Raw genomic sequence first — 19203 nt, 5'->3', positions numbered from 1 at the left:
CCCCAGCAGCGCCTCCACCATCTCCACCCCCCGCTCCACGCACACCCCCACGCGCGTCTCCGGCCCCACCCCCCGCGACCGGAGGTGGCGCGCCAGCCGGTTGGCCCGCCGGTTCAGCGCCCCGTACGTCAGCGACTCCCCGCCAGAAACCAGCGCCACCGCGTCCGGCGCGCGCCCCGCCTGCGCCTGGAAGAGCTCGTGCACGCCGGCGTGCGCCGGGACCGGCTCGTCCGTGCGGTTCCACTCCTCCAGCACTTCCCGGCGCGCCGCCTCGTCCAGCAGGGGAAGCGCCGCCACCGGCTGCTCCGGATCGGCCGCGGCCGCCTCCAGCAGCACGCCGAAGTGCTCCGCGATGCGCTCCGCCGTGGCGGCGTCGAACAGGTCCCGGGCGTACAGCAGGCGTCCGTGCAGCGCGTCGCCCCGCGGCTCCATCACCAGCGACAGGTCCTGCTTGGCCGCACGCCAGGGAATGGCGAACGGCTCCACCCGGACGTCCGGCAGCGACAGCGCCTGGCCGCCCACCGTCTCCAGCATGAAGGTGGCGCGTACCTCCGGGGCCCGGCCTTCCCCGCGCGAGGAGGCCATCGCCTGCATCACCCGGTCGTACGGCACGTCGCGGCAGGCCATCCCGCGCACCACCTGCTCGCGCACGCTTTCCAGCAGCGCCGCGAACGTGGTTTCGGCGCCGGCGCGGACGCGCAGCGGCACCGGGTTCACGAAGAACCCGATCAGCCCCTCGAGCTCGCGGCGCCCGCGGGTGGACGCGGGAAAGGCGATGACGAAGTCGTCCTGCTGCGACAGCCGGGCGAGCAGCGCCGCGTACGCGCTCATCAGCAGCATGAACGGCGTGGCGCCGCGCGCCTGGGCCAGGGCGTGCAGCCGCCGGCCCAGCCCGGGCGAAAGTTCGAAGGGCACCACCCCGCCCCCGTGGCCGGGGCGCGCCGGCCGCCGCCGGTCGGCGGGGAGCGCCAGCTCGGCCGAGGCGCCGGCCAGCCGCTCGCGCCACTCAGCCAGCTTTGCCTCGGTGGCCGGCGACGCCGCGTCGCGCCGCTCCCGCGCCACGTAGTCGGCGTACTGTGCGGAAAGCGCCGACAGGGGGTCGGGCTCGCCCCGCGCGTACGCCGCGTACAGCCGGCTCACCTCGTCCAGGAACAGCTCCACCGACGGCCCGTCGCTGACGATGTGGTGAAACACCAGCGCCAGGACGTGGTCGTCGTCCGCCAGCCGCAGCAGCGACACGCGCAGCAGGGGGTCGCGCGCCAGCGAGAACGGCCGCCGCGCCTCGCGCACCAGCAGCCGGCTCACCCGCCGCGCCCGGCGCGCTTCGGGGGTGGCGCGCAGGTCCACCACCGCCAGGGGGACGGGGCGCGCGGGGTGCACCCGGCACAGGGGCCGGCCCCGCCGCTCCACGAACGCCGTGCGCAGCGCGTCGTGCCGGCGCACCACCCCGTTCACCGCGCGCTCCAGCAGCGCCGGCCGCAGCGGGCCGGCCAGGCGAAACGCCAGCGGGATGTGGTTGCGCGGCGACCCGGGCGAAAGCGCCTCCTCCAGCCACAGCCGCTCCTGCCCCGTGGAGGGGAGCAGGGCGCCCAGCCCGGCCGGCCTTCCCCGCAGCAGCTCCGCCAGCAGCGCCTGCTTCTCGGCCACGGAGCGCGGCTGCGCCCCTCCCACACGTTCACTCATCGAAGGCCGCTCCTTCCGCCAGCGTGTCCAGCAGGAGGTCCAGGTCCTCCTCCGACAGCCGCGTGATCAGGGTGTCGTCCCACCCGCCCGGGGCGTCGTCCCCGGCGCGGGCATCGGGGACGCGCTCGAGCGCATCCGCCAGGTCGCCGATCGTCTGGTGCTGAAACAGCAGGCCGATGGGAAGGTCGCGGCCCAGCGCGTCGCGGATGCGCGCGTGCGCCCGGGCTGCCAGCAGCGAGTGCCCGCCCAGGTCGAAGAAATTGTCGTGGATCCCCACGCGCGCCCGCCCCAGCACCTCGGCCCAGATCGCCGCCAGCGCCTCCTGCGCGGGCGTGCACGGGGGCGCGTACGCCGGCGCCCCCTCCGGCGCCCCGTCCGGCTCGGGGAGCGCCGCGCGGTCCAGCTTGCCGTTGGGGGTCAGCGGCAGCGCCGGCAGCTCCACCACCGCCGACGGCACCATGTAGCCGGGAACCCGCTCGGCCAGCCGCGCGCGCAGCGCCCGCGCCGCCCCCCCGTGCCCCTCGCGGGGGACGACGTACGCCACCAGCCGCCGCTCCCCCTCCTCGCCGCGCGCCACCACCACCGCCTCGCGCACCTCCGGCTCGCGCAGCAGCGCCGCCTCCACCTCGCCCGGCTCGATGCGGAACCCGCGCACCTTCACCTGGAAGTCCGTGCGGCCCAGGTAGTCCAGCTCCCCTTCAGGGGTCCACCGCACCCGGTCCCACACCCGGTACATCCGCGAACCCGGCGCCCCGTACGGGTCGGGCAAAAAGCGCTCGGCCGTCAGCCCCGGGCGCCCCGCGTACCCCCGCGCCAGCCCGTCGCCGGCCAGGTAGACCTCGCCGGGAACGCCCACCGGCACCGGGTTCAGCGCCCGGTCCAGCACGTACGCCCGCGTGTTGGCCACCGGCCGCCCCACCACCACCCTGCCCTCCCCCCTGGGCACCTCCGCGCAGGTGGAGTAGGTGGTGTCCTCGGTGGGCCCGTACAGGTTGGCCACCCGGCGCACCGTCCCCGTGGCGTACAGCGCCTGCGCCAGCGCGGGGGGCAGCGCCTCGCCCCCCAGGGCCAGCGTCCGTACGCTGGCCGGAATGCCCCCCGTGCGCAGCAGCTCCGCCGCCGCGGTGGGCACCATGCTGGCATAGGTGATCCCGGCGCCGGCGGGGAGGCGGGCCAGCTCCAGCGCGTTCTCCACCAGCACCAGCGCGCCGCCCCAGCACAGCGTGCCGAACAGCTCCGCCACCGAGACGTCGAAGTTGATGGAGGTGGAAAAGAGCACGCGGGCGCGCTCCTCGTCCGTCACCGCCTCGCGCATCCAGTGCAGCAGCACGGCGGTGGCGGCGTGGCGGATCATCACCCCCTTGGGGCGGCCGGTGGAGCCGGAGGTGAAGATGACGTGCGACAGGTTGCCGGGCGCCGCGCCGCTCCGGGGATTGTCGTCCGGGAGCCCCTCCAGGCCGTCCAGGGCATCCAGGCACAGGGCCTCGGCGGCGCCGGGAGGCAGGCGCTCCGCCAGCGCGCCGCGGGTCAGCACCAGCCGCACCTCCGCGTCCTCCAGCATCCAGCCGATGCGCTGCCGCGGGTACGCCGGGTCCAGCGGCACGTAGGCGCCGCCCGCCTTGAGCACGGCCAGCAGCGCCACCACCAGCTCCGGGGTGCGCTCCAGGCAGATCCCCACCCGCGCCTCGGGCCCCACCCCGCGCGCGCGCAGGTGGTGGGCAAGGCGGTTGGCGCGCGCGTTGAGCGCCCCGTACGCCAGCCGCCCGCCGCCGTACAGCAGCGCCTCGGCGTCCGGGGTGCGGGCCGCCTGCGCCTCGAACAGCTCGTGCACGCAGGCCCCGGCCGGGTAGTCGCGCGCCGTGGCGTTCCACTCCTCCAGCACCCGCCGCCGCTCGGCCGCGCCCAGCAGCGGGAGCTGGCTCAGCCGCCGCCCGGGATCGTCGGCGATCCCCCGCAGCAGCACCTCCAGGTGGTCCAGCATCCGCCCGGCCGTGGCCGCGTCGAACAGCTCGGTGGCGTACTCCAGCGCCAGCCGCAGCTCGCCCCCGTGCTCCTCGGCGGCCAGGTACAGGTCGAACTTGGCCGTCTCGTATCCCACCTCCATCGCCGACATCCGCAGCCCGGGAAAGGCGTGCTCGCCGGCGGGGGTGTTCTGCAGGGCGAAGACGGCCTGGAAGAGCGGGGTGTGGGCCAGGCTGCGCTCCACCCCCAGCGCCTCCACCAGCCGCTCGAACGGCAGCTCCTGGTGCGCGTACGCCTCCAGCGCGGCCTCGCGGGTGCGCGCCAGCAGCGCGCGAAAGGGGGGATCGCCCGACAGGTCGGCGCGCATGGCCAGCGTGTTGACGAAGCAGCCGATCAAGCCCTCCGTCTCGGCCCGGGTGCGCCCCGCCACCGGCGTTCCCACCACCAGGTCGTCCTGGCCGGCGTAGCGGGAAAGAAGGAGCTGAAAGCCCGAGAGCAGCACCATGAACAGCGTGGCGCCCTCGCGGCGCCCCAGCGCCCGCAGCCCGGCCGCCGCCCCGGCCGGCAGCACCGCCGTGCGCCGGGCGCCGCGGGTGCCCCGCACGGGGGCGCGGGGGCGGTCGGCCGGCAGCTCCAGCACCGCGGGGGCGCCGGCCAGGCGCGCCGTCCACCAGGCCAGCGGCCGCTCCAGCGCCTCGCCGCGCAGCCACTCGCGCTGCCAGACGGCGAAGTCGGCGTACTGCACGGGCGGCTGGGCCAGGGGCGGCGGCGCGTCCGCGCCGAACGCGGCGTAGTGCGCCGCCAGCTCGCGCAGCAGGATGCCGCGGCTCCACGCGTCGCCCACGATGTGGTGCATGGAAAGCAGGAGCACGTGGTCGTCCGCGTCCACCCGCAGCAGCCGCGCGACGAAGGGGGGGCCCTCGCCCAGCGCGAACACGCGCCGCGCCTCGCCGGCCACCGTCCGCTCCACCCCGTCCGCCGGCACCGGCTCGGGCACGAGCGCCGCCGGCGCGGGGGGAGCCACGGCCTGCAGCGGGGTTCCGCCGCGGGCCACGAAGCGGGTGCGCAGCGCCTCGTGGCGGCGCACCACCTCGCCCAGCGCGTGCGCCAGGGCGTCCACCCGCAGCTCGCCACGCAGCCGCAGGGCGGTGAGGATGTTGTAGGTGGACCCGTCCGGCTCCATCTCGTGCAGGAACCAGAGCCGCTGCTGCGCGAACGAGAGCGGCACCCCCGCGGCCCTCCGCTCCGGCGGCAGCGGCCGGATGGGCGGGGCGGCGGGGCCCGCCGCCGCGGCGCGGATGCGCTCCACCTGGCGGGCCAGCTCCTCCAGGCGGGGCGCCGCGAACAGCGTCCGCAGCGGCACCTCCACGTCCAGCGCCGCCCGCAGCCGCGAAACCACCTGCGCCGCGCGCAGCGAGTGCCCGCCCAGGGCAAAGAAGTGGTCGTGCACCCCCACCCGCTCTTCGCGCAGCACCTCGGCCCAGATCCCCGCCACCACCTCCTCCACCGGCGTGCGCGGCGGGGCGTACGCCCCGCGCCCCGCGCCCGCCCCGCCGGGATCGGGGAGCGCCGCGCGGTCCACCTTGCCGTTGGGGGTCAGCGGCAGCGCGTCCAGGAACACGAAGGCCGAGGGCACCATGTGCTCGGGGAGGACGGTCCCCAGCGCCTCGCGCAGCTCCTCCGCGGCCGGCCGCGCCCCCGGCGCGGCCACCACGTACGCCGCCAGCCGCTTCTCGCCCCCGTCCTCCCGCACCGCCACCACCGCCTGCGCCACGCCGGGGGCGCGGCGCAGCGCCGCCTCCACCTCGCCGGGCTCCACGCGAAAGCCGCGGATCTTGACCTGGTGGTCCAGCCGCCCGCGGTACTCCAGCACGCCGTCCGCCGTCCAGCGCACCCGGTCGCCCGTGCGGTACAGCCGCCCGCCGGGCCCGGCGGCGAACGGGTCGGGGACGAACCGCTCGGCCGTGAGGCCCGGGCGCCCCAGGTAGCCGCGCGCCAGCCCCGCGCCGCCCAGGTACAGCTCGCCGGGGACCCCCGCGGGCACCGGCCGCAGATCGGGGCCCAGCACGTAGGCGCGCGTGTTCGCCACCGGCCGGCCGATGGTGGGCGCGGCCCCGGCGCGGCGCAGGGTGAAGGTGCTGTAGGTGGTGTCCTCGGACGGACCGTACAGGTCGTACACGCGGCGCACCCCGGGCTGCGCGTACAGCCGGTCCACCAGTTCCGTGGCCAGCGGCTCGCCCGCCAGGCACACCGTCTCCACCCCCGGCGGCAGCCCTCCCGCGTCCAGCAGCGCCGCCGCCGCCGAGGGCACCGTGTTCAGCAGCCGCACCTCGTCCGCGTCCGCCATCTCCCGCAGCTCCAGCGCGTTCCCCGCCAGCACCGCGCGCCCGCCGCCGCACAGCGGGACGAAGAGCTCGAAGACGGACAGGTCGAAGCAGACGGAGGTGGAGGCCAGCACCCCCTCCAGCTCGCGCGGGGCGAACACGTCGTGGGCCCAGTGCACCAGCGCCGCGGCGCTGGCGTGGGTGACGGCCACCCCCTTGGGGCGCCCGGTGGACCCCGAGGTGTAGATCACGTACGCCAGGTTCGCCGGCGCGGCCCCGTCCGGCGGCGGGGCGCCGCTCCCGGCGCGGAGCTCCGCCGCGTCCGTGTCCAGGCACAGCGCCTCCGCGCCGCTCTCCGCCAGCGCCGCGCGCAGGGCGTCGCGCGTCACCAGCACCCGCGCGCCGCTGTCCCGCAGCATGTACAGCAGGCGCTCGCGCGGGTACGCCGGGTCCAGCGGCACGCAGGCGCCGCCCGCCTTGAGCACCCCCAGCAGGGCGGCCACCAGCTCCGGCGCGCGCTCCAGGCAGATCCCCACCCGCGCCTCGGGGCCCACGCCCCGGGCGCGCAGCGCGTGCGCCAGCCGGTTCGCCGCCTCGTCCAGCTCCGCGTACGTCACCCGCCGGCCGTCGTGCACCAGCGCCGTCCCCCCCGGCGTCCGGCGCGCCTGCCCGGTGAACATCGCGTGCAGGCAGGCGTCCGCCGGGTGCGGCGCCGCCGTGTCGTTCCACTCCACCAGCACCCGCCGGCGCTCCGCCTCCGTCAGCAGGGGAAGCGCCGCCGCCGGCCGCGCCGCGTCGGCCCCGATGGCCTCCAGCAGCACGCCCAGGTGCCGCAGCATCCCCGCGATCACCTGAGGCTCGAAGGCACGCGTGTCGTACCCGATGCGGGCCAGCAGCACGGGCTCGCCGTACACGGCCAGGGTCAGGGGGGTGCTGGGCTGGCGATGGATGCGGAACGACCGCCCGCTCCACCCTTCGCCCTGCGCCAGCAGCGACTGGTAGAAGGGGGCGCTCTGAAAGTTCAGCGTGCTCTCGAACAGGGGGGTGCCCTGCGGAATGCCGCTCCACCCCTGGATCTCGGCCAGGGGCGCGTGCTCGTGGGGGCGCACGGCCACCCCCTGCGCGCGCGCCTGGCCCAGCAGGGCGAGCACGGGCGCGTCCGGCGGCACGGCCAGGCGCATGGGCACCGTGTTGATGAACAACCCCACCATGGCCGCGGCGCCCTCCACGCACCCGTGGCGGCAGGCCCGCACCGTGCCGAACACCACGTCCCGCTCGCCGCTGTAGCGCGAAAGGAGGATGGCCCAGGCGCCCTGGACGATGGCGTTGAGGGTGAGCCCGTGCGCGTGCGCCAGCGTCCGCAGCGCGCTCGCGGTGGCCGCCGGCAGAACGGTTTCCTGCTCGGCGTACGCCTCGCCGCCGTCGGGGGCGGCGTGGGCCCCGCGGCGCGGCAGGGGCGTGGACACAGTGAAGCCGTCCAGCACCCCGGCCCAGAACGCCCGGTCGGGGGCCGGGTCCCGCGCGTCCAGCCAGGCGATGTAGTCCGCGTACGGGGGCGGAAGGGGAAGGTCGATCTCCCGCCCGTCGCGGAACGCCTCGTAGAACGCGAACACCTCGCGCAGCACCAGCGTCATGGCGCGGCCGTCCAGCAGCGCGTGGTGAAAGGTCCACACCAGCCGGTGCTCCTCGCCGCCCGTGCGGAACAGCGCCAGCCGCATCAGCGGGGGCGACGCCAGGTCCACCCCCCGCGCGCGGTCCGCCTTCAGAAAGGCGTCGAACCGGTCCTCCCGCTCCGCGGCCGAAAGCTCCCGCCAGTCCCGCGGCTCCACGGGCAGCTCCACCCGGGCGTGCACGTCCTGCCGCGGCGCGTCGGTCCCCTCCCAGCGAAAGGCCGTCCGCAGGGTGGGGTGCCGCTCCACCACGCGCAGCCAGGCGCGGGTAAGCGCGGGAACGTCCAGGCGCTCCCGCAGCCCGATCACCATCTGCTCCACGTCCACCCCCGACCCCGGCGCGTACAGCGAGTCGAACAGCATTCCCTGCTGAAGCGGCGAAAGCGGATAGGAAGCTTCGATCATGCGCCCCTCGTCTTCCCTCGTGTACATGTCGTTTCTTCGATACGGCGGGTTAGGAGCTGTTCAGGGGCGCGTCGCAACCACGATCAGTCGTTCGTTCTTCTGGTATCGTGCGTCCGGCGTATCGAGGGTCGCGTGCTCCACCACCGTGTAGCCCGTCTCGCCGATCACCTGCAGCGTGTGCTGGATGCTGCGGGGGCGCCTTTCGGAGAAGTGGGGCGGAAGGCCGTAGTCCACCACGTTGTTCACGAAGATGTGGCCGCCCGGCTTTACGTAGCCGTGGATGGCCGTCAGGAACCACCGGAAGTCCACGTAGTTCAGCACCTGCGACATGATGGCCGAGTCCACGCCCGGGGAGTGGACGCCCGCCCCGGCCAGGTGGCGCCGCAGGGTGCAGGCGACCGCGGGGTTCTCGATGTCGCCGAAGCTGCAGCGCATGGGAAGGGCGCGGCCGGCGTCGTGGCGCTCGGCCAGCCACTTCAGCACGTGCGGGTCGTTGTCCCAGTAGACGACGATGGATTCCGTGAACTCGTCGGGAACGACGAGCGGGGTGAAGAACGGCCCCACCTCCAGGATCACGCGGCCCAGCCGGGACCGGTACTGGTCCAGGAACGGGCTCAGCGCCCTTCCCCCCGCCACCATGCGCTTTCGCGCGGCAAGGTCGAACTCGGCGCCGTACGGGTTCGCCTCCAGGGGCCAGCCCGGCCATGCGTACGTTTCTTCTGCCACCGCTGTCATTGTGATCCCTTCCGCCGGGCGATGTGGGTGTGGACGTGATCCGGGCCTGCAATGGCGCAGTGGATCACGGGTGCGGATGCGGCCGGTGCGTCCTTTCCACCGGCCTGGCAGCCTGCCGGGGGCCGTGGCCCGCCCCGGCCGCCGGGTGTGCGTCACGGGTGCGTCTCCTTTTCTCCAGGGGCTGCCACCGTCCCGCGGGCCTGCCTGTCCCCCCCTCGCCCGAGGAGACCGGAATTCCGGAACAAGTGGATCAAACGGATCGCAAGGCCACTGCCAGGATTCACCATTTATCGGCATCAACCGCTATTCGATTCCAAGGGGACGATTTACGAAATATTTAGATACATTGTGAACGGATGCTGCCCCTCACCGGCCGTCCGCGCTTGGGGACGCTTGGTCCTTCTGGAGTGACACGCACGCGGAGCGCTTCAGACATTCACCCGGTTACAAACATGAAGTTCCACGTTCACTCGTTCCTCCGAGCTTGATAAGTACTTCTCATTTGACCTAAACAGATCTATGCTAGATATTTAGCATACCTATCCAAACCTCTCGTTTCGGGTTAGCGGATCACCGCCGCCGAATGCTCCCGTGTGCGGTTCGCGCGGAAGCGGGGAAAGCCGGGCCAGCCATGATCGACCGTGACGACGAATCGGATGCGGGCAGAGCAGCGATGGTTGAACGCCGCTCTCGATCGATCTGGAATACGTCCGTACAGGGACCCCGCCACGCCCGGTCCGGAATGGCGTTTGATCGTATTATCTATATCTATACACTTTTGTTCCGTCAAGATCGGGAAATGCGAAAAACCGGCCCCCAGAGAGTAGATGAGCGCCTGGGGGGGTGACGCGTGCCGACCGGGGGTCTGGCATTCGGCGCGGGCGACTGCTCACGAAAGGGGACAGGCGTCATCCCGCCCGTCCTCCTCCGTTTTGACACGCCCCACCCGGAGGACGATGGACCCGCCCACCCCCACCCGTCGGACCGTTCCGGATGCGGGAGGTCCACCGCCGCCGCGAGGCAGCGGCAATGGGATCGCGGCAATGGGAGTCCGCCCGAGGCGCTGGACCCCGCGACACCTCGGCCGGCCCGGACGGACGGAATCTTCTCGCGCGCCCGCGCCGTACGGCGTAGGGCCGGCGCGCGGATTTGAGGCGGCCGGCGCGCATTCCCGTGATTCGGCGGCCGGGTACGGCCGCGACGTCCACCCGCGCAAGATGAGCAGATGCCCGACGAACGTACGTACGGGGAAGAGGAGGTGGCGGAGATCTTCAAGGCCGCCGCCGCCGCCCGGCAGGAAGCGGGCTCCACCGCCCTGGCGCCCGCGGCCGGCTTTACGCTCGCGGAATTGCAGTCCATCGGCGGCGAGGTGGGGCTGGCGCCCGAGCGCGTGGCCCAGGCGGCCGCGGCGGTGGACCTGCGCCGCGGGGCCGTGCGCCGCACGGACCTGGGGATGCCGGTCTCCGTGGGCCGCACGGTGGACCTGCCGCGCGCCCCCACGGAGCTGGAGTGGGAGATGCTGGTGGGTGACCTGCGCGAGACCTTTGGCGCAAGGGGGCGCGTGGGCTCGCGCGGCGACGTGCGCGAGTGGACCAACGGCAACCTGCACGCGTACGTGGAGCCCACCGCAACGGGCTACCGCCTGCGGCTGGGGACCACCAGGGGCAGCGCGATGGCCGGCAACCGGATGGGCGCCGCCGGCCTGGTGATGGCGCTGATCACCCTGGTAGTGCTCGCGATGACCGGCGCCCTCCCCGAGGCGATCCTGGGGCCGATGCTCATCGCGCTGATGGGAGGCGGCTCGCTGGCGTGGAACGCGGTCAGCCTGCCGGGATGGGCGCAGCGGCGCGAAGCGCAGATGGAAGCGGTGGCCGTCCGTGCGCGCACGCTGCTGGGCGCGCCCCCCGCGCCGCGGCTGCCCCCCGCCGGTGTTCCGCTGCTGCCCATCGCCGGCGACGCGCGGTGGCCCGCCGCCGGCAATCCGCAGCTGACCGCCGGCTGATCCGCCGCTTCAGCCGAGCCGTACACACGAACGCCGCCGCTCTCCCGAGCGGCGGCGTTTTGCGTGCAGGCAGCGTTCCATGGAACACGCCGGCTCCAGGATCAGGCAAAACATCCAGCCGGGCGCGCCTGCACGCCGTGCCGCCGCGGGCAGACCGGTGCGCCGCCCCCACCCCCGCGCACCCGCCGAAGCGGGCTTCGCCGATCGCCGCCCCCGGCGCCGCGCACCGAACGGAGCTTCGCCCGGACGTACGTAGAATCAACGACTTAGCGCGGTACGCGCGGTGCTTTTCCAGGGGGGCGCAGGTCAACCCTTTTTCTTCTTCCCTGGAGGACATCATGCACGACCTCGACCGCAGCTTCCTGGAGCTGGACCCCACGCACGCGGTGGCCTCGGAGTTCTGGAGCGCGCCGTCCACGCCCGTGTCGCGGGAGATGGTGGCCACCGCCGCCGGCGCGCCCTCGCCGTTCGCCCGCGAGGTGGCGCAGGCGGTGACCGGGGCGCCGTCGCCCTTTGCCCACGAGGTGGCCGCCGCCGCGGGGGGGGCGCCGTCGCCGTTCGCCCGCGAGGTGGCCTCGGCGGTGGCCGGCGCGCCCGCGCCCTTTGCGCGGGAGCTGACGCGCACGCAGAACCAGGAGGTGTTCGACGAGATGACGGAGATGGAGCTGGCGGCGGAGCTGCTGGGCGCCCAGTCGGACCAGGAGATGGAGTTCTTTCTGGGCGGACTGCTGTCGAAGGTGGGGGGCTTTCTGGGCAAGGCGCTGAACTCGGATGTGGGCAGGGGGATCCTGGGCGGCCTGAAGGGGCTGGCCAAGACGGCCTTCCCGGTGGCCGGGCCGCTGCTCGACGCGGTCGTCCCCGGCGAGCTGGGCGGGACCGGCAGCCGTTCGCTGGGCGAGGGCGCAGGCAGGGCGCTGGGGCTGGAGCTGGAGGGGATGAGCCCGGCCGACCAGGAGTTCGAGGTGGCGCGCCGGGTGGTGCGGCTGGGGGCACAGGCGGCCCGCCACGCCGCCGGCATGACCCCCGCCACCCAGGCCGAGGCCGTGCGCGTGGCCCAGACCGCGCTGGCCGCCGCGGCCCGCGAGGTGGCCCCCGGGCTGCTGCGCCAGGCCCCGGCCACCGTCCACGGCAACGGCAACGGCAACGGCCGCGCACCGGCGTTCACGGCGAACCCCGGCGAGCGCCGCACCGGGCGCTGGGTGCGTCAGGGCGACCGCATCCTCCTGCTGGGGGTGTGACGCCATGAACACCCCAGCCGCACGCCTTCTGGACCAGGAGGCCCGCTCACTGCTCTCGCGGCTGGCGCTGGTCCGCTCGTTCTCGCTCACCGAGCCCATGGTGCCGGCGGCCGCGCCCTCGGACGGGGCCTCCACCGGGATCGAGCGGTACCTCTCCGCCCGCCGCAACGAGCTGCGCGAACGGACGCTGCGCTACCTGCAATGGCTGCGCGGCCCCGGCCGCGCGGCCACGCCCGAGGAGATGCAGCGCCGGTTCACCTTTCTGCGCCTGCGCTTCAACAGCGAGATCACGCAATTCGAGCTTTTTTCCGACGCGCTCAGCCAGCGCAGCGACGCCCAGCTGGGCACCTGGCTGGCCGGGATGGACGTGGCCGCCGACGACGCCCTGGCGCTTCCCGGCGTGACCGAAGCCCCGCCGGTGCTGTGCTACGTGGACCAGGGGATGGGCGGCGCCATCCGCCGCGCCCGCACCCGCCTGCCCGGAGGCGGGGGCGAGAACCCCGTAGCCATCGTCCGCATGCCGCGCGAGCGGATGGTGGGCGCGGGGATCGCCTCGTCGCTCATGCACGAGGTGGGGCACCAGGCCGCCGCCGTGCTGGACCTGCTCCCGGGGCTCAACCAGCTCCTGGGACACCGCGCCCAGTCGGCATCGGGCGAAGAACGCGGCACCTGGATGCTGCTGGCGCGCTGGATCTCGGAGGTCGTGGCCGACTTCTGGGCCGTGGGGACGGTGGGGATCGCCTCCACGCAGGGGCTGGTGTCGGTGCTGGCGCTTCCCAAGCCGTTCGTCTTTCGCGGCGGGATGGACGATCCGCACCCCATTCCCTGGGTGCGGGTGCACCTGAGCTGCGCCATGGGCGACGCGCTGTACCCGCACCCGCAGTGGAACGCGTTTGCCGAGGTGTGGCGCGCCCTGTACCCGGAGGAGGGGCAGCCGGCGGAGACGCGGGCGCTGCTGGCGCGGCTGCTGGCCGCCACCCCCGAGTTCGTGCGGCTGCTGGCGGAGTACCGTCCGGCGTCGCTGGGGGGCCGCACCCTGGGCGGCATCTTTCCCCTGGCAGAGCGGCAGCCCGCCCGCCTGCTGGCCGACTGGAGCGCCATCGGAAGCGACTTCCTGCAGCTGCGTGAAGTCCGCCCGTCGCACGCGTTCGCCATGATCGGGCAGGCCAGGGCCTCGGGGCTTGTGGCGCCCGAGGAGGAAAGCCGGCTGCTGCGCCACCTGCTCACCTACTGGGCGCTGCGCCGCACCATCAACGCGTCCGCCAGCCGCGGACTGCCGCCCCTGCCGCCGGCGCCCGCGGCCGCGCCTCTGACCCTTGCCACAGGAGGTTAGCGATGCCCACCGGAGACGAGAAGAACACAGAGAAAGAGATCCCCATCGACGGCGCGGAGGGCGACCTGCCCGGGAGTACGTCAGACGCCGGTTCGGTGGAAGCCACCACGACCACGACGACCACGACGACCACCACCGCCGCCGGGGGAGGAGGCGGCGCGTCAGGATCGGGCGGGGGCGGGACCGGTAGCTTCGGGAGCGCCAGGGACGCCGGGGACGGGCCGCCGGACCTGCCCAGGCACCTTACCGAGCCCATCCGCATCGAGTCGATGCCGCCGCTCCCCGGCTCGCCCGCGGCGGGGCCGGCGAGCGTGCAGCTGCAGCGCTCGGGCATGGTCGACACCGACTCGCTGGCGTTGTGGGCGGCCATCGCCCAGCACACGGACGCGGTTTCGTTCAGCGCGTTCGAGAGCTGGGTGAACCGGGTGCTGTGCCAGAGCCCGGGTACGGTGGAGGATTCCTTCGACACCGTGGTGGTGCGTCTTCGCGAGCAGCTGCACGACTCCTACATCAACTCGTACGACCTGCTGATGCGCGCGGCCGAGGTGTTCCTGCTCACCCAGGCCGGGGTGTGGCAGCTTTCGGGGCCGCCGGGAGGGGTGGAGCCCAGGCTCCACTTCGGCGCCAGGGGGCGCGTACTCCCCCCGGATGCCACGGCGTCCCGCGACGTGCTGCGCCTGGAGCGGCAGAACATCAGGTACGACGTGCTGAACGACCGCCTGGAGCAATACCTGGGGCACGACGGCAACAACTACCTCAGGACGGTGCTCCGGGCCAACTTCAACGAGGGAGACGTCAGCGTCTCGCCCTTCTGCGCCAGCTACCTGGACCCGTCTGGGCCCTACCTGCTGGAGCTGATCTGGTCGTACTGGATCGAGCAGGCCATGCTGGTGCAGGGGTTCAACGCCATCCTGCTGCGCTTTCAGAACGTCCGCCGCGGCGAGACCGAACCGCTGGCCAACCTGGACCTGACCCCGCTGCGCCCGCTGAGCAACTTCCTGTGGGGGTGGCTTCGCGACGAGTACCGCCACCTGTCGGTCGCACGGCGGGCGTACGAGTACACGCACCAGTACGGGCTGGCGCTCTCGGGCAAGGCGGTGGGAGAGCTTCACCCCGCGGATCCGCGCACCACGTTCCTGGCCGCGTTTCACAACCTGCTGCGGCTGTGCTCGGCGTTCTACAAGGAAGACGCCGACACCACCTACATCGCCGACGCCTTTCCGCTGCTGAACGCGCTCAAGGACCTGAGCCTGATCCTGTCGCAGGGCGCGGGCAACCAGTTCCGCGACCTTCCCTGGCAGGCGCGCCAGGAGATGCTGGTGCAGCAGTGGCTGATGTCGCGGCCGGAGCTCAAGAACTTCCTGGGCGGCAGGGCGATGGTGGCGTATCCCGAGACGTGGATGTCGCGGGTTGACGCGGTGCGCCGCATGGAACGGTGGGGCGAGGTGAGCGTGCTGCACTTCAACGACCTGGCGCGCTTTGGCGAGCGCATTCTGCTGTCGGTGCGCTACGGCAGCTGGATGGGGCAGTCGGACCAGGAGGTGGCCCGCACCTGGGCTCGCTTCTGGAAGCCCGAGGTGCAGGGCTACCTGTACGCCTACAAGGCGGTCACGGGCGTGGACCTGGCCAGCGACCAGCCCGATCCGCGCACGGGCGACCTGCGCTACGTGCAGCCGGCGCTGCTCCTGGAGCGGCAGCTGCAGCCGGGGCTCATTCTGCCGGCGCCCAAGGTGGGCGAGGTGGTGGCCTGACAACGCGGCCGCGAAGAAAGGGGGGCGGGCCGTGCGGGCCCGCTCCCCTTCCGCCTCCGCGTCTCCCATCCCCAAACCAACGACTTTCCTGATCGAAACGAGGTAATCCATGTACGATGATTCAGGGCCGTTCCTGCGCGAATCGGCGCTGCCGTCCGGGTTCGCCGGCCGCCGCATGGAGCGGCGGCTGGAGCCCGGCGCGGCCGCGCCGGGTGTGTGGCGCAGCCCAGGCGGCGCGGTGCTGCGCCTGCCCCCCGAGCGCCTGGCCACGCTGGCGGCCGAGGTCCGCGCGGCGGCGCATCCCGCGCACCCCGCCGCGGCCGATCCGCAGACGGCCGTCCGCGAGCACGTGGCGGCGCTGGCCCGCGCCGCGCGCCCCGCCGGCACCGTGGCCCACCCCGCCAGCGGCCGCACCCTGCACGTCTTTCGCGCCCCCGGCCGCGCGGGGGAAATGGAGATCGTGACGGCGCCCCCGCGCGGCGTGCTGTTCGACATCATGGAGGTACGACCGGCGGCGGTGCTGGGGGAATTGGAGATTTACCATGCCAATGCGGCGGCAGCCTCCGACGCAGCCGGTAGGCGGCATCGGGGACCGCGTGTGACGATTACCTGGACCACGCAGGGGCTCAGTGACTTCGTCCAGAACCCGATCAACTTTCCGCACACCGTGTACGTTCTCGCCCTGGTCGATGGAAACTTCATGGAACCGAACGGCGTCATTCTGCTCCATCGTCCCCGTTACGTGGGACAGACGGCTGAACTCGCGGCACGCTGGCAAGGGCAGGAGAATCTTCTGCGAGCGCTTGGTGGAAACCCACAGGCCCCCTTTGCCATTTGGATCGGCAGCGTCGGACCTGCGCCGCAGAACCTGGATTTTCACGGAGCGGCCGGACTCATCGGGCAGCAGGGTGTCCAGGAAGATCTAATGCGCAGAGACGTCGAGCACGTCCTGATCCGCTCGATCAACAGGAGGATCGAGGCATTCAACAACCGCACCCTCTTCAACAACAATGTCAACAACGGAAACGTTCAGCAGATCATCGGGCATAACGTGACGCTGACAGGGTTAACCAACCGGAGTTCCGCCCAGCAGGTGGTCGCCTCACCCGGGGCGGGGAACGACCCGGGCGGAATCGACATCACGAACAACATGGATCAGGGCGTAGCTCATCCGTGGTTCCTCGAACCCCAGATCCAAGTTGCCGCGGGCACCGTTTACTAGCGTCGATACTCGCCTAGTCTACGCGCCTGATCCCTTCACCCCCGCGCCTCCGGCGCCTCGCCGGGGGGGCGGCGCTCGGCGGCGCGGCGCATCTGCAGGGCGCGGTCGGTTACGCCAAGGCGGCGGGCGGCGCGCTGCAGGTTGCCGTCCGCCTCGCCCAGCGCCATGCGGATGGCGGCGTCGCTGGCCAGGCGACCGATCTCCTTCAACGTCACCCCTTGGGCGAGGGCGCGGCGGATGGCGGCCTCGAAGTCGCCGTCGCACCACTCTTCGGGGCCGTCGCCGGCGGGACGCTCGTCTTCGGGCAGGTCGCCGGGGGTCACCGGGCCCGGCCCCACGTGCCGGCAGGCGATGCGCGCCACCAGCTGCCGCAGGTCGCGCACGTTGCCGGGGTACGGGCGGCGCAGCAGGTGCTCGCAGACGCAGTCGTCCAGCTCCGGCGGGTCGGTGCCGGGACGCAGCTGCGTCCAGAAGTGGCGAAAGAGCGGGAGAATGTCCTCGGGCCGGTCGCGCAGCGGAGGGACGCGGCAGGTGACCGCCGCGATGCGGTAGTACAGGTCCGCGCGGAACTCGCGGCGCGCCACCTCGTCCTGCAGCACCCGGTTGGTGGCGCACACCAGGCGAAAGTCGGTGCGGTTCCAGCTGTTGCCGCCCACCCGCTTGTACGTCTTCTCCTGCACCACGCGCAGCAGCTGCGCCTGCAGGGCGGGGGGAAGCTCGCCCACCTCGTCCAGGAACAGCGTGCCCCCGTCGGCGAGCGAAAACGCGCCGTCGCGCGGCCCCTGCGCGCCGGTGTACGCCCCGCGCTCGTGGCCAAAGAACTCGCTCCCCGCCAGCTCGGGAACCACGGTGGTGCAGTCCAGCACCACCAGCTCCTTCTTGCGCGGCCGCGGGTCCAGCGAGTGGATGAGCCGCGCGACCAGCTCCTTTCCCGTACCGCTTTCGCCCAGCAGCAGCATCGCCGTGTCTGAAAAGGCGGCCACCTCTACCACCTGGCGCAGCAGCGACGTCCACGCGGGGCTTTCGCCGACCAGGTGGTTGCGCACCAGCGGCGAATCCACCAGCCGGTCCACCGCGGCCCACCGCTCCAGCCGTGAAAGCACCTCGCGCGCGGGGTCGGGCGACCGGTCCCACGCAAGCACGTCGCAGGTGCCGTTGCGCAGCAGCCGCCACGGCGCGCCCGCGCCCAGCGCGCCGGGGGTGGTGGCCACCGCCAGCACGCGCTGCCGCCCGCCGTGGCTCACGTCGCGAACGAAGTCGCAGAGCGGGTCCGACACCTGGTCAAAGAAAACCAGCCCGGCGCGTCCCGGCTCTCCGCGTTCCAGCGGGCGCAGGCTCAGCCCCGCCGCCGCCAGCGAGGTGAGGGGAAGGAAGTCGCGGTACGGCCGGTCCGTCCCGAACCGATGAAACCAGACGAAGCTCTCCGGCATGCGAAAATGCACATCAACGGCAAAATGAACGGAGTTCGCCGGCCCGGTGGGCGCGGCGGGCGCCGGGAACGCGGCCGGCGTGATTGGCGGCAGTCGCCGGAGCTGCGTGGCGGCGGCGTCCGCGGAGCGCTCCGGTGACGGACGTGCGGGGCGCGCGGACGACGTGCGGCATGCCGTCCCGCGATGCGCGGGCACGCATCCGTGCCGCGTTGTGCATTCCTTATACGCACATTCATGCAGCAACACCGCCGCATAGACTAATCCGCCCCCACCCGTGCGTCAACGGTCGAATCGGCAAGTTTTCGCCGCGTGCTCCGCAGCCCCGCACCCGTCGCGGGGACGGTGCATAAACGTTTACACGGAAACGCAAACGGAAGCCGATGCAGCGTACGGAATCGCGGTCGTTCACGGCGACAAAAACGCACGTTTTGCCGTACTCGGGTACGTTGTTGGATCGGTTTCCGCGCACGTTGCTGCGCCCCTGTCGTGCCGTAGCATCGATTCTGGACGCCATCCGCGGCCGCTCGTGAATTTCCCGTGGAGAGACCGGCCGGCCGGGCACGGCGCGGAAGACGAAACGCCGCCGCTCTCCCGAGCGGCGGCGTTTCGCATGTTCGTCCATGAGATCGCGATCAGGTCCCGGCGGACGGCTCCGGGGCCGGGTCGGGGCCGGCGGCGGCGGGGGTGGCGCGGGGGCGCGGCTTGACCAGGCGGCCATACGCCACCTGGCTCACCCCCAGGACCCACGCCAGCGACGCGGACCACCCGGCCACCACGTCCGATGGAAAGTGCACGCCCAGGTACACGCGCGAGAATCCCACCAGCAGGGTGAACACGCCGCCCAGGGCGATGGCCCACCAGCGCCACCGCGTGGGCCACGCCAGCACCGCCAGGGCGGCCACCAGGGCCATGGAGCCCATGGCGTGCCCGCTGGGAAAGCTGTAGGTGTGCTCGGGCGCGGGCGACTGCCACAGCTCGGGCCGGGCGCGGCGAAACGACAGCTTGGCGCTCTGGTTCAGCACCCCCGCGCCCCCCATCGCCACGGCCCAGAACAGCGCGTTTCCGCGGCGGCGCACCACCAGCAGGCCCAGGCCGATCAAAATCGCCAGCGGCACCACGCCGTACGCGTAGCCAATGGCGCTGATGAACTTCATCACCGCGGTGCGGCCCGGCGTCTCGTGCTGGTGTACGTAGCGCAGGATCGGCTCGTCCCAGCCAATGCCGCCGCGGCTCCACACGTCCTCGGCCAGGTCGCCGAACGCGACCAGCGGAAGGCCCACGCCAAAAAAGAGCAGGAGCAGGGGCTTCCAGCGCGCGCGGACAAAGCGGACCAGCGCGCGCGCCAGTCCGCGCGCGGCGCCGATCACCACCTCTTTACGTGTACGATGCACGCGCGGCCGTCAGGTCGGGGGCAGGCATGGTGTCCGGTTCCGGTTTGCACGGAGTTC

General features: G+C 73.1%; 10 protein-coding genes. 5 read left to right on the top strand and 5 right to left on the bottom strand.

Annotated features, from left to right (window positions below):
* The 3 genes from VGC13_RS09685 to VGC13_RS09675 form a co-directional block, all read right to left on the bottom strand.
* A partial coding sequence (locus VGC13_RS09685) for a condensation domain-containing protein (RefSeq protein ID WP_331125041.1) occupies positions 1-1683 on the bottom strand: 1683 nt, incomplete at its 3' end.
* Positions 1676-8044, bottom strand: coding sequence for an amino acid adenylation domain-containing protein (locus VGC13_RS09680; protein WP_331125040.1), 6369 nt, complete (start codon positions 8042-8044; stop codon positions 1676-1678). The genes VGC13_RS09680 and VGC13_RS09685, both read right to left, overlap by 8 nt.
* 60 nt (positions 8045-8104) lie before the next feature.
* A complete protein-coding gene (locus VGC13_RS09675) occupies positions 8105-8770 on the bottom strand; it encodes a hypothetical protein (protein ID WP_331125039.1) in 666 nt (221 codons plus the stop codon).
* A 1234-nt stretch (positions 8771-10004) separates the two neighbouring features.
* Here VGC13_RS09675 and VGC13_RS09670 point away from each other — a divergent pair.
* The 5 genes from VGC13_RS09670 to VGC13_RS09650 all read left to right on the top strand — a co-directional run bounded on the left by VGC13_RS09670 (position 10005) and on the right by VGC13_RS09650 (position 16325).
* Positions 10005-10781, top strand: coding sequence for a hypothetical protein (locus VGC13_RS09670; RefSeq protein WP_331125038.1), 777 nt, complete (start codon positions 10005-10007; stop codon positions 10779-10781).
* Between the two features lie 338 nt (positions 10782-11119).
* Positions 11120-12019, top strand: a complete 900-nt coding sequence (locus tag VGC13_RS09665) for a hypothetical protein (protein ID WP_331125037.1) — start codon at positions 11120-11122, stop codon at positions 12017-12019.
* Positions 12020-12023: 4 nt separating this feature from the next.
* Positions 12024-13352 carry a hypothetical protein gene (locus VGC13_RS09660; protein WP_331125036.1) on the top strand — a complete coding sequence of 443 codons (1329 nt, stop codon included), beginning with the start codon at positions 12024-12026 and terminating at the stop codon, positions 13350-13352.
* Between the two features lie 2 nt (positions 13353-13354).
* Entirely contained in the window at positions 13355-15103 is a 1749-nt protein-coding gene (locus VGC13_RS09655; protein WP_331125035.1) for a hypothetical protein, read from the top strand.
* Between the two features lie 109 nt (positions 15104-15212).
* Positions 15213-16325 carry a hypothetical protein gene (locus VGC13_RS09650; protein ID WP_331125034.1) on the top strand — a complete coding sequence of 371 codons (1113 nt, stop codon included), beginning with the start codon at positions 15213-15215 and terminating at the stop codon, positions 16323-16325.
* A gap of 35 nt (positions 16326-16360) precedes the next feature.
* On the opposite strand, the gene VGC13_RS09645 is transcribed toward VGC13_RS09650, so the two are convergent.
* Both VGC13_RS09645 and VGC13_RS09640 read right to left on the bottom strand, forming a co-directional pair.
* Positions 16361-17755, bottom strand: coding sequence for a sigma 54-interacting transcriptional regulator (locus VGC13_RS09645; protein WP_331125033.1), 1395 nt, complete (start codon positions 17753-17755; stop codon positions 16361-16363).
* A gap of 632 nt (positions 17756-18387) precedes the next feature.
* Positions 18388-19146, bottom strand: a complete 759-nt coding sequence (locus VGC13_RS09640; RefSeq protein WP_331125032.1) for a phosphatase PAP2 family protein — start codon at positions 19144-19146, stop codon at positions 18388-18390.
* Between the last annotated feature and the right edge of the window lie 57 nt (positions 19147-19203).

The organism is Longimicrobium sp., assembly GCF_036399255.1.
GTDB lineage: Bacteria > Gemmatimonadota > Gemmatimonadetes > Longimicrobiales > Longimicrobiaceae > Longimicrobium.
This window is presented reverse-complemented; position numbering and strand designations above follow the sequence as displayed.

Coding starts and splice junctions, on each gene's coding strand:
- VGC13_RS09680 (WP_331125040.1), bottom strand. CDS start 8,044: ATGATCGAAGCTTCCTATCCGCTTTCGCCGCTTCAGCAGGGAATGCTG.
- VGC13_RS09670 (WP_331125038.1), top strand. CDS start 10,005: ATGCCCGACGAACGTACGTACGGGGAAGAGGAGGTGGCGGAGATCTTC.
- VGC13_RS09665 (WP_331125037.1), top strand. CDS start 11,120: ATGCACGACCTCGACCGCAGCTTCCTGGAGCTGGACCCCACGCACGCG.
- VGC13_RS09660 (WP_331125036.1), top strand. CDS start 12,024: ATGAACACCCCAGCCGCACGCCTTCTGGACCAGGAGGCCCGCTCACTG.
- VGC13_RS09655 (WP_331125035.1), top strand. CDS start 13,355: ATGCCCACCGGAGACGAGAAGAACACAGAGAAAGAGATCCCCATCGAC.
- VGC13_RS09650 (WP_331125034.1), top strand. CDS start 15,213: ATGTACGATGATTCAGGGCCGTTCCTGCGCGAATCGGCGCTGCCGTCC.
- VGC13_RS09645 (WP_331125033.1), bottom strand. CDS start 17,755: ATGCCGGAGAGCTTCGTCTGGTTTCATCGGTTCGGGACGGACCGGCCG.